The 11,890-nt window shown below is 33.4% G+C and carries 12 protein-coding genes; 3 read left to right on the forward strand and 9 right to left on the reverse strand.

What is annotated here, in order from left to right; all coding sequences use genetic code 11:
• Positions 1–51: 51 nt before the first annotated feature.
• Positions 52–660, forward strand: a complete 609-nt coding sequence (locus tag AC0OM3_RS15175) for an NUDIX hydrolase (protein ID WP_000141385.1) — start codon at positions 52–54, stop codon at positions 658–660.
• A 47-nt stretch (positions 661–707) separates the two neighbouring features.
• Here the strand turns inward: AC0OM3_RS15175 and AC0OM3_RS15180 are convergent, their stop codons facing one another.
• The 7 genes from AC0OM3_RS15180 to AC0OM3_RS15210 form a co-directional block, all read right to left on the reverse strand.
• Positions 708–1,049 carry an SdpI family protein gene (locus tag AC0OM3_RS15180; RefSeq protein WP_000638563.1) on the reverse strand — a complete coding sequence of 114 codons (342 nt, stop codon included), beginning with the start codon at positions 1,047–1,049 and terminating at the stop codon, positions 708–710.
• A 67-nt stretch (positions 1,050–1,116) separates the two neighbouring features.
• Complete coding sequence (locus AC0OM3_RS15185) at positions 1,117–1,944, reverse strand: peptidoglycan-N-acetylglucosamine deacetylase (protein WP_474212280.1); 828 nt, start codon at positions 1,942–1,944, stop codon at positions 1,117–1,119.
• Positions 1,945–2,062: 118 nt separating this feature from the next.
• Entirely contained in the window at positions 2,063–2,935 is an 873-nt protein-coding gene (locus AC0OM3_RS15190; protein WP_001258537.1) for an aminoglycoside 6-adenylyltransferase, read from the reverse strand.
• A 272-nt stretch (positions 2,936–3,207) separates the two neighbouring features.
• Positions 3,208–3,927 (reverse strand): 3-ketoacyl-ACP reductase, encoded by a 720-nt coding sequence (locus tag AC0OM3_RS15195; protein WP_000818985.1) that lies wholly within the window; start codon positions 3,925–3,927, stop codon positions 3,208–3,210.
• A gap of 227 nt (positions 3,928–4,154) precedes the next feature.
• Complete coding sequence (gene hitS / locus AC0OM3_RS15200) at positions 4,155–5,228, reverse strand: envelope stress sensor histidine kinase HitS (protein ID WP_001231607.1); 1,074 nt, start codon at positions 5,226–5,228, stop codon at positions 4,155–4,157.
• The gene (hitR, locus tag AC0OM3_RS15205) at positions 5,225–5,902 is read right to left on the reverse strand and encodes an envelope stress response regulator transcription factor HitR (RefSeq protein WP_000612414.1); all 678 of its coding nucleotides are present in this window, start codon (positions 5,900–5,902) and stop codon (positions 5,225–5,227) included. The genes hitS and hitR overlap by 4 nt, the downstream gene beginning before the upstream one ends.
• Positions 5,903–5,987: 85 nt before the next feature.
• Positions 5,988–7,748, reverse strand: a complete 1,761-nt coding sequence (locus AC0OM3_RS15210; protein ID WP_061884069.1) for an ABC transporter ATP-binding protein — start codon at positions 7,746–7,748, stop codon at positions 5,988–5,990.
• 240 nt (positions 7,749–7,988) lie between these two features.
• On the opposite strand from AC0OM3_RS15210, the gene AC0OM3_RS15215 reads away from it, so the two are divergent.
• Positions 7,989–8,753 (forward strand): alpha/beta fold hydrolase, encoded by a 765-nt coding sequence (locus AC0OM3_RS15215; RefSeq protein WP_001194306.1) that lies wholly within the window; start codon positions 7,989–7,991, stop codon positions 8,751–8,753.
• Positions 8,754–8,852: 99 nt separating this feature from the next.
• Here the strand turns inward: AC0OM3_RS15215 and entFM are convergent, their stop codons facing one another.
• Positions 8,853–10,094 (reverse strand): enterotoxin EntFM, encoded by a 1,242-nt coding sequence (gene entFM, locus AC0OM3_RS15220; RefSeq protein ID WP_202822543.1) that lies wholly within the window; start codon positions 10,092–10,094, stop codon positions 8,853–8,855.
• 741 nt (positions 10,095–10,835) lie between these two features.
• On the opposite strand from entFM, the gene AC0OM3_RS15225 reads away from it, so the two are divergent.
• Positions 10,836–11,006, forward strand: a complete 171-nt coding sequence (locus tag AC0OM3_RS15225) for a hypothetical protein (RefSeq protein ID WP_001244278.1) — start codon at positions 10,836–10,838, stop codon at positions 11,004–11,006.
• Positions 11,007–11,047: 41 nt separating this feature from the next.
• Here the strand turns inward: AC0OM3_RS15225 and AC0OM3_RS15230 are convergent, their stop codons facing one another.
• Positions 11,048–11,650 carry a nitroreductase family protein gene (locus AC0OM3_RS15230; RefSeq protein WP_002163947.1) on the reverse strand — a complete coding sequence of 201 codons (603 nt, stop codon included), beginning with the start codon at positions 11,648–11,650 and terminating at the stop codon, positions 11,048–11,050.
• Between the last annotated feature and the right edge of the window lie 240 nt (positions 11,651–11,890).

The raw sequence follows: 11,890 nt of genomic DNA on the forward strand, positions 1-11,890 counted from the left end.
AAAATTCAATACGGATATTGTATAATAAAATTTGCAGAAAGGGGAATTAAAATGACAGAGTGGTTAACAATATTTGATTCTGAAAGAAATACACTTGGGAAGAAATTGCGCGATGAAGTGCATCGTGACGGTGATTGGCACGAAACATTTCATTGTTGGTTTGTAGAAAAAGATGCTAAAGATATATTCTTATATTTCCAATTACGCTCTAAAAATAAAAAAGAAGCTCCAAACATTTGGGATATTACTTCAGCCGGACATATTATGCATGATGAAGATGTACAAAGTGGTGGTCTTCGTGAAATTGAAGAGGAATTAGGGCTTTCTTTCCAAACGACTGATTTAGCATACAAGGGCATTTTTAAAATAGATTATGAAATTTCAAATCTTACGGATCGCGAGTTTTGTCATATGTATTTCCACAATGTCATCAATCCACTTCCATTCGCACCAGGTGAAGAAGTAGACGATGTGATGAAAGTACATGCAACTTCTTTTCTACAACTATTAAATGGAGAAATTTCATCTTTTACAGCTATTTCTGTTTTAAACAATAAACCAATTACAATAACATTTGAAGATATTTACCCGTATGATCTTGCATACTATGAATTTGTTATAGAGAAAGGAAAAGAATTATTAAAAAATAATAGTTTATAAATAAAATAGGACTCTTAGCATAATATTGCGTAGAGTCCTTTTTTTTATTATTGTTCAAGTATCTTTAATTTATTCTCTACTTGTATAAATAAACGAATAATTAATAACAGCATAACCACCATAATCGCTATTATTGTATGTGGATATCTAAACAGTATACTAATAACACTTCCAATTAACATCATGATGAATCCATTTTGCTTCATCACTTCTGCACTATACCTGTTACCCGCACCCCATAATTCCTTATTTTTCATAGATCGTTTCGTACGATAACCATATGCCGCATTAATATCGGTCGGTGGATTTTTTTGAAGAATAATTGCCGCAAGTATAAAAATAATACTAATCAATATGCTTATTCCTATGTTTACTAGTGCATAAATCAATTATATCCCCCCTAACTTACACTTTCATTATACGAAACAAACCTTATTTTTCCAATTTATAACACATTTACTTTCTTTCTTTTGATGTCTGGAACATACTTGGAAGTGTTACAAAACGTGCCCCTTTCGTTTTTAACTGCGGAATGATTTTGTCTAGTGCATCTACAGATCCTTGTAAATGCCCACCTGGTGTTGAATGTTGGAGGATGACACTTCCAGGAAATGAATTCCCTAACACATTATTTGTAATCGTATCAGCACTCACACCTTTCCAATCAACCGTATCAACACTCCACTGTACAATCATAAAATTTTGCTCTGTGGCCCATTTTAATTGATTTTCAAGTATTTCACCGTATGGCGGACGTATAAACTTCGGTGCATAACCAGCTAAACGATTTAATATTTCTTCCGTTTTTATAATTTGATTACGGTACTCATCCTCATTTACTTTCGCTAAGTTCGGATGACTATACGTATGATTACCAATTACATGCCCTTCATTCGCAATACGCTTTACTACGTTCGGAAATTTTTCTGCGTTTTCACCAAGTAAGAAAAAAGTAGCTTTTACATTATGTTGTTTTAACTTATCTAATATTTTTGGCGTGAATTCTGAATCTGGTCCATCATCAAATGTAAGAGCTACTTCCGCTTTATTATACGGTCCTGAAAATGCGTACGCATATTTTTCAACCCATGTAAATGGTGTCCACGATCCACGATCATCTGCTTTCATTTGTACTTCATAGCTTTGAGGGATATATGCGTATGGCAATGCGCTTATATAGTCTCCATAATAAAATGAGTTATATGGCATATAAGCATACGAAACATCTCGTTCTAGTCCCCATTGATATGGAGCAAACATTTCTGGCGAATAAAAATAATACATGATAAAAAACCTCCCTAAATTTTCATATGTGATTCATCTGCACTTTGTTAGAGAAATTGTTATTCATAAACAAAAATAAGACTGTCCTTAATTAGGACAGTCTTACTGCTTACTATTATTAATAAATCGATGTACTATCTTTTGGCAAAGCTTTCACATGTTTTAAATAGTTCGTCACTTTATCATCATCATCTTGCGGATATTGATATTCATACGTGTTAGCAATTTCGTTCGCCACTTCCCTAAATAAATCACCCATGACAAAGAATGAATCCCATATGTTTTCATATTCTGCATTAGAAAATGTTCTTTTAAATTGCTCCCACATATCTTCTTCAATATATTGCTCAAAATGCTTTCCAAACTTCCCTGTATTAACTGTAAAGTCTGTTTTCATACCAATATACCATTCTAGCATTACGATGAACATATCTCGCACTGGTCCTTCAAGCATTCCTTTTGCATAAGAAAGCTCCTCTCTCCATAACCCTTTTGCGATATTCGTACTACACCACCAAAATTCATTACAGCAATCTAAAAACTCTTTTTCTGTAGGCTTTTTTACTAAGTAATCTTTATCGCTTGCTGGTGGGAATTCTTCCAGAGAATTATCTTTATCAAGAAGCAGTTTACTTAAACTATCTTGTCCAACGAACTTTTGTATTAACTCAACTGGAACTAGCGTTAAATCAATCCGATTCCCATCCATGAACTGCATTAAATATGGAAACTTCCCGTCTTCATCTGGTGGAACTAACGACATTTCTTCTGGCATTTGTACAATCATTATTTCTCCAAATCTATGAATCCAATTATGATTAGACGTAAAAGATTGTATATCATTTACAACATACATAATATCATAGTCTTGAAAACAATCTCTTTTCACATTTGGATTTACACGCGATCCATTCATGATAACTGCTCGAATTCTTTCATCCTCTTTTGCTATATTTATAATTACGTCTAGCATTTCTTTTTCAGTTCTCATCTATTTATAGCCTCCAATTTTTTAATATACAATATAATGCTATGTATACTGGAGGTCCACGAGCTAATCTCGTTATACACGATACATGTTATAATTTTTGAAACTTCTTTTTCATCCCTTTTCCCTCCTTACATCACTCTTTTACAACTGCCATTCCTTTCAATTTACCAATGCTTTCTACCATTCACTTTTAATTATACAGAAAATTCTGTCTCGAATACAAAAAATAAAGAAGGGACATCTATCCCTTCTTTTAAATATAAATTTAATTCCTATGGATTAGTAGACCAAAGTCCAGCAGATTTAATAAATGTACGTTTATTTAATTTCAGCTGCGCTACGATAAATTCTGCAATATCTTCCGCTTGCATTACTTTATCAGGGTTTCCATCAGTTAATCCTAAATCTACAGCCATATCAGTTGCTACTGTACTTGGAGTTAAAGCTGTTACACGAATGTTATGTTTGCGAACTTCCATCGCTAACGATTCTGTTAAGCCAAGGACACCAAATTTAGAAGCACTATATGCACTTGTTACAGGTGCACCTTTTTGTCCTGCTGTAGATGAAATGTTAATGATATCACCAGATTGTTGTTCAATCATGCTCGGTAAAGCTGCACGAGTTGCATAGTATACACCCATTAAGTTTACTTGAATGATTTTTTCCCAATCAGCAACGTCTAGTTCTAAAAACTTACCGAATTTAGAAATACCAGCGTTATTAATTAAAATATCAATAGATCCTAAACCATTTTTTAACGTTTCAATCGCAGTTGTTACTTCTTCGTAAGAAGAAACATCTGCAGTTGCAATAACAGCTTTTACGCCTTCTGCTTCTACTTCTTTCGCTACAGCTTTTAAGTTTTCTTCTGAGCGAGCTAAAAGTCCTACATTTACGCCTTCTTTCGCTAATGCAATCGCTACAGCGCGACCAATCCCTCTACCTGCTCCTGTAATTAAAGCATTTTTGCCTTGTAATAATTCTGCCAAGTATAACACTCCTTAATCATTTCAGTTATGTATTATATTAAAATTGTATCTATGTTTATGTAAAAAGGCAATGATGCACTTTCATGTGCGTAGGTTACTTATAGGTAACTATAGAAAATTACTATGCATTCATTGCACGTATTTATCATTATTCATGCAAAATAAAGACACCCTCCTCATAAAAGAGTGTCTGGGTATGAAATAAAAAATGGTTCTTTATCACTACACTATTTTTCTTCATAATTAGGAATACGTACAATAAATTCAGTACCTTTTCCTTCCTCACTCTCCACTTTTATCTCTCCTTGATGAAGGTCGAGTACTTTCTTTACAATAGCTAAACCTAAGCCACTTCCTCCATAGGCACGATTTCGTGAAGAATCCGCTTTATAAAAACGCTCAAAAATATGTTGTTTCTGTTCTTCTGATATACCAATTCCTGAATCACGGATAAGCACTTCCACTACTGTCTCATGTTCCTTTAACTGAATAGTAATTGTACCACCGCTTGGAGTAAATTTAATACTATTATGAATTAAATTAATCCACACTTGACTCATACTTTCTTGGTCAGCAATAACATGTACTTTTTCTAAATCTAGTTCTAACTCAATTTCTTTTTCAGCCCAGAGTGGTTCACTATTTAACACAATTTGCTTTAATTGTTGATCTAATCGATAGCTCACTCTTTCTGGTGTATACTCATCTGATTCTAAAAGAGTTAGCTTCAATAAGTTTTGACTTAGTTTAGATAATCTCGTTGTTTCAGTTTCAATAATGGTAAGATAATGCTTTCTTTTTTCCTCAGAAAGATTATCGTCTTGTAGTGCTCTAGCAAATCCTTTTATAGAAGTTAATGGTGACTGTATTTCATGAGAAACATTCGATACAAACTCTTGTCTCATTTTCTCCATCGTATTCAGTTCATCTGTCATATCATTTATACTTTTTACGAGCACGCCAATTTCACCATCATACTTTTCTTCATTTCTTATTTTTACAGAGAAGTCTCCTTTTGCAATTTTTTGTATCGGTTCAATAATAGTCCAAATCATCGCCTCTCGTTTTGGTCTCATTAATATTCCAATCAATGTCCAAATAAAAATAATAAATACAAAACCGACCATATCACTAATTAGAAAGGTAACAAACGGCGATACGTTTACGTCAAAAACATTCAATATACTAGTTGCTACATAAAATGCGATAGACCAAATGATAGTAAGAAAAGAAAAGAGCGCTAATACCGCTCCAAATACTTTCAGCATCTTCAACTTACTCAATCGTTTTCTTTTTCTCATTTACTTACCTCTAAGCGATACCCTAATCCTCTTATTGTTTTAATACTAAATTTCGACTGCTCTTCTTGAAACTTCTCACGTAACCGATTAATATGAACGTCTAGTGTACGTTCATTCCCTTCAAAATCATATCCCCATATTTCTTCAATTAATTGCTCTCTCGAACAAGTTCTTCCCGATTTAGACCCTAAAGTAAAGAGCAGCTCAAATTCTTTTAACGGTAACGTAACCGTTTGTTCTCCAGATGTAACTTCGAATGTTTTACGATTTAATAATACATTTCCAACTTGAATCGATTGGGAAACTGTAATTTGGTAACGTTTCAATAATGCCTTTACCCTCACTACTAGTTCTATAGGGTCAAATGGTTTTACAAGATAATCATCTGTCCCAAGGTGAAATCCTTTTACTTTTTGTGATGTTTCCCCTTTGGCCGTTAGCATCAGAACCGGGATATCATAGTATTTTCTTAATTCAAAACATACATCAAATCCATCCATATTTGGCATCATGATATCAAGAATAACCATATCGACTTTTACGTCATCCATTTTCTGAAGTGCATCTACTCCATCAATTGCCTCATATGTTTGAAAACCTTCTCGTTCTAAAAATACCGAAACGAGTTCTCTAATGTGTGGATCGTCATCTACTATTAAAATTTTAGGTATCAAAGGAACCATTTCCTTTCTACTTAGCATCTAATATATTGTTTAAAAATGAATCATCAGTTGAGTAAAATCCCACTGATGATTCATTTTATAATGCCCCCTCTTTAATTTTCAATTGCTGCGTTGCAAACTCACGATACATATCATGCGTCTGTAATAATTCATCATGCGTACCACTACCTGTAAGATTCCCTTTCTCAATAAAGACAATTTTATCTGCATCTACAACAGTAGAAAGTCTATGCGCAATTACTAACGTTGTTCTGCCTTTCATTAAGTTATTTAACGCTTTTTGAACGACAGACTCAGATTTACTATCTAAGCTTGAAGTCGCCTCATCTAACATAAGAATTTGCGGATTTCGAAGTAACGCTCGGGCAATGGCAATCCGCTGTCTTTGTCCCCCAGAAAGCTTCACACCACGTTCTCCAACTTCTGTTGCATAACCGTTTGGTAAGTCATAAATAAATGCATCAACATATGCCATTGCTGCTACTTTTTCAATTTCTTCATCCGTTACTTCGCCCTCAACGCCATAACAAATATTATCACGAATCGTTCCATCAATTAACGGACTATCTTGTGATACGTAACCGATTTGACGTCGCCATGACTCTAATGAATAACTCGTAACTGATTCTTTTCCTAATTTAATGGCACCACTGGTTGGCTCATAAAAACGTTCCAATAATGAGAATAACGTTGTTTTCCCACTACCACTTGGTCCTACAATCGCTGTCACTTTTCCAGATTCAATTGTGAAATCAATATTTTTTAAAACTTGCTCTTCTTCGTTATACTCAAAATGTACATTTTCAAGAACGATCGGTTGCTTAGCATTTGTCACTTTCACACCAGTTTCATGATCTTCTACTTCATATTCTAAAATCGTACTAATTCTTTCCGTCGCACCAATTGCCTTTTGGAATTGTGTAAAGAACATAGATAATTGACTCATCGGCATTACAATTTGAACTAAATACAAAATAAACGCTACAAGTTCACCAGTTGTTAATGCACCGCTAGAAACTCGCATCCCGCCATATCCTACGATAATAACAAGTAGTGCCATTAAAACAAACGACATAACTGGCGAAATTAATGCTTGCACTTTTCCTTCTTTCAAACCAAATTGTAATAACTTTTGTATACCTGTGTTACCCGTTTCATATTCTCTTTTTTCTGTATTTGAAGATTTCACTAAACGAATTTCTGATAACACTTGCGTTAACACACTTGTAAAAGATGCCGTTTCATCTTGAAGCGCTTTTGAAATCTTATACATTTTTCGTCCAAGTGGAACTAAAATTAACACAGACAACGGAATAACCGTTAAAAGTAACGCAGTCATTTTCCAATCTAAAACAAATAATACAATTAACGATCCAACAATTGAAATACCACCTGTTAATAAGTTTGACAAATGCTCAGAAATTAACGTTTTCACTACACCTGTATCATTCGTCATACGGCTAATTGTATCACCTGTTCTATTTTGATCGTAATAAGATACCGGCAAGATAAGTACCTTTTTCCACAAACGTTCTCTTAGTCCCGCTACAATCTTCTGCCCAATATAATTTAGTAAATATATAGACAACCCTGCCGCAATAGTTTGCATTACAAAGAAAGCAACTAATCCAACAATTTGTCCTGCACTAATTGAAGAAAGCGAAAAATTATCTACTAATCCTTTTGTAAGCATAGGAATAAATAAACTCGCTCCCGTAGAAAGCAAACTCATTAATAACGCAAAAACTAAAATTCCTTTCGGAGGATTTGTATCTTGAATAAGGCGTAAAAACTGCCTCCAACTCCCTTTTTTCTTCATTTCATTTCTAACTTCCATTCCTGTTCATCTCCTCGTGTTAAACCAAACTGTTCTTTCTAAAATTAGAATACGATACAAATGTAAACTGAATGTAAACACACTTTTTCTATTTTTACAAAATATACATAAAAACTCATCTTTACAACAGATATAAACATCTGATATTATTACCTGGTACTTAATATTATTCTATGTAAATTATAGATAAATAATTTAAAACACCATATAAATCTCCAGTTAGTGAAAGGAGTATCCTTTTTGCAAACAAATATACATTCTGAAAAGGAAACAATTATTTTTATTCATGGATTAGTTGGCAATCGTCGCGCCTTCAAAAAGGAGCAAAAACGATTTTCCGCCTCCTACAACATTATAACTTATGACTTATTAGGTCACGGTGATGATAAAGGTGAAGCAATCGACTTTTCATTACAGCGCCTCGTAGATCAATTATTAAACTTATACGAACAAGAAGGTATTAAAAAAGCTCATATTTGTGCGCTAAGTTACGGCTGTTACATCTCTACAATTTTTGCGCAAATGCATCCAGAAAAAGTATTAAGTATTTGTCATATTGGAGGACATTACAATAACCCTTCTCGTTTATATAATGTATTTCAAAATTTTTGGGAGAAGCGAGGAGATGAATACTCTAAATGGCTCTCTCAATACGCAAATACTATTTTTCCAAGTGGTATACTAAAAGCAAATCCGTTCGCAGTCATTTCAAGAAATATTTACTACCGTTTCGGATTACAATTACATTCATCCATAATTGCCCAGTCATTACGACATCGATTAGAATTCGATTTAAAATCCAAATTAAAATCACTTCCTCACCCTATACTATGGGTAATGGGAGAGCATGATCATCTCTATAAATCTTGTCTATTTGATTTGAAATCTATTTTGCCTAACGTTCTATATAAGGAAATACCTTTAGCGGGACATGCAGCGAACCTATTTCGTCCTAACTATTTCCATGACTTATATGATCGATTTTTAAATGGAAAGTTAAAATAAAAACTATTAAACTTCCAATTCATTCAACTATAAAAAGGCTTCCCAAGTTTCCTTGGAAAGCCTTTTCTCTATACAAAAAGTATATAAAACTACTTTTTCTTAGTATGCTTTTGTGTAACCTAAAAGGTGCTTGCTCCAGTAAGAGTTGCTTACTGAACTAATACGTACGCCAGTATCAGTTGTTTCAGCACTAATGAACTGTCCGTTTCCTAAGTAAACACCCATGTGAGAAGGTCCTGGTTTATAAGTGTTTTGGAAGTATACTAAATCACCTGGTTGTGGATTGTTAGTCTTTGTTTTAGAACTCCAATATCCAGCAACTGTTTGACGAGCGCCTTTATGACCCGTTTGATTTAATACATAGTGAATAAATCCACTGCAGTCAAAACCATCAGGTGTTGTACCAGAAGGTCTGTATGGCGAACCATTTAATGATCTAGCGAATCCAGCGATTGAAGATGTATCTCCACCTGTTGTTGGTTGTTGAACGTTATTTGTAACGTTGTTTACTCCGCCTTTTACAAACTTAACGAAGTCTGCACTTACATAACCTGTGCGGCCGTTATGGTTAATTTTGTACCAACCATTTTCAGCACCAGTAACGTTTAATACTTTACCATTTGTTACTCCACCGATTACAGCGTTGTATGTAGCTGGGCCTGTACGTACTTTTAAAGCACCAGTGTTAACAACATAAGAACCACCAGTTTGAACTGTTGTAGTATTGTTGTTTGTAGTTGGTTGTTGTGTTTCGTTAGATACAGCAGAACCACCTTTTGTTACGAAGTCTTTGCTTACGTATCCAGTTCCACCATTGAAGTTGATTTTAAACCAATCTTGTACTTCACCTACAACTTGTACTGTTTTACCTTTATTTACAGAACCTAATACTGTATGAGATGTACTTGGGCCTGTACGTACGTTAAGTGAAGAAACGTTTACTGTGTAAGTACCTGTTCCTTGTTGAACAGTCGTTCCTGTTTTGCCACCAGTCGTTACGAAGTCACCACTTACATAACCTGTTTGACCATTTACGTTTACTTTGAACCAACCATTTTCTTGTCCAACTACTTGTAGCACTTGGCCTGATTTTACTTTAGAAATAACGTTATGTCCTGTACCAGCACCTGAACGAACATTTAATACATCAGCAGTTACTGTGTATTTTAATTCAGAAGTTGTTTCTACAGTTTTTGTTTCAGTTACAGTCGTTTGAGTTTGAGTTTGTCCATTAATTTCTTTTAGCGCTTCATTTGAAACTTGTGCATGAGCAGAATCCATTCCTGGAACTGCAACGCCAGCTACAGAAGCTGCTGCTAAACCTGCAATTACTTTTTTCATAAGTTGTCTTTACTTCCTTTCCCTACTATCCTCTTAAAAAAAAATTAAAACTTAATACTTTACAATATTATCAAAGTAAAATATTCATCCAGTTCCATTTTTTAGCAAGAGTTTTATTTTTCACACAGAGTTCATTTTAAATGAACGAAGTGAAATCCGTGTGAACTTCATGTGAACTTTATCATTAAACACAGTGTTTTTGCAATGATTTTTTCAAATTTCTCATATATCGCATGAAAATTCGACATTTCATTTAATATCTCAATATAAAACATCCCTTTTCTATCTTTTATAAAAAATTCTATTAACCTAATACAAACTCAAGTATGTATTTCCTTATAAAGCTCCTTACATGAAGTATACTTTCATCATGACAAAAATCACTCTATTTATCAATAGTATAATATTTTTAGAAAACTAAATTTCTATACTATCTACATTTTTGAAATAATTTGACGAATTGTAAGATTTATTTCAAAAAAGCCATTTCTCCTTTAAAGAAAACACACACTATATCAATTGTTCTCTTTTTCCCATAATGGAATTTATAGGATATTTATAGTATTATATACATATCTTAATAAAAAAGAATTTTAGCGAATTGATTAAAGTTTCATTCCCTTATAAAATGAAACTTTAATCAGTAAGGGTTTTATACATCCTCCGCTAATTATTAACCCTCACCACTCGGGCTGCCCATTAATACGGAGTTTTATTGGAATAAAAAGAGGAGGCATATTTGTGAGAAATATAATAGATGATCCAATACAAAAAAACATAGAGCTATACTATGCTTTTATTCAATTCGTTTCAATGATAACATTACAAAAAGTATCAGCTATTGAAACACGTAAAAATGAATTAAAAAATCAGATGAAAAATGCCGGACAAAAAAAACCTTATTACGTATAAAAAAGGTGAACAGGTTATATTCCTGTTCACCTTTTATCAAATTATTTATAAATTTTCACACGGTCCTCTAGCGGTTGGAATTCTTTTTCACCAGCCTGTACTACCGGTTTACCAAATGGCATTTGTGCAATAAGTTTCCAATTCTCTGGAACATCCCACTCTTTTCTCACTTCTTCATCAATTAGCGGATTGTAATGCTGTAACGTAGCACCAAACCCTTCAATTTCTAAAGCTGTCCAAATTGCAAATTGTAACATTCCTGATGATTGCTGAGACCAAGTTGGGAAATTATCTTTATATAATGCAAAGTTAGCTTGAAGGCTTTCCACTACTTCACTGTCTTCAAAATATAAAACCGTTCCATAACCACTTTTAAATGCATTCATTTTTTCTTCAGTAGGTGCAAAGTTATTTTCAGGTACAATTTTTCGTAACGTTTCTTTCGTAATATCCCATAATTTATCATGTTGTTCTCCTAATAAAACAACAACGCGAGCACTTTGAGAATTAAAAGCTGAAGGTGTATGTTTTACAGCATGATAAATCACTTCTTGAATTTTCTCATCAGAAACTACTTGCTCTTTACTAATTGCATAAATAGATCTTCTGTCTTCAATTGCTGAGTAAAAATCTTTTGCCATCATAATTCCCTCCAATTTTCAATTGAGGCTATTTCATATGTATATATCATATTACGCCCCTCAAACTTATTATTAATAAGCTTATAACTTTATAATATCACAGCAACAAACAAACTCAAATAATAACACTTATATTTAGAAGCTTTTTCCTTTTTAAAATAAAAAGACTGTTTGTTGTTATCTAAAATTAGTAACAACAAACAGTCTTACTTATGTAGCGATTTAGATTCGTATTTTACTTAC

The organism is Bacillus sp. FAU20, from assembly GCF_056033865.1.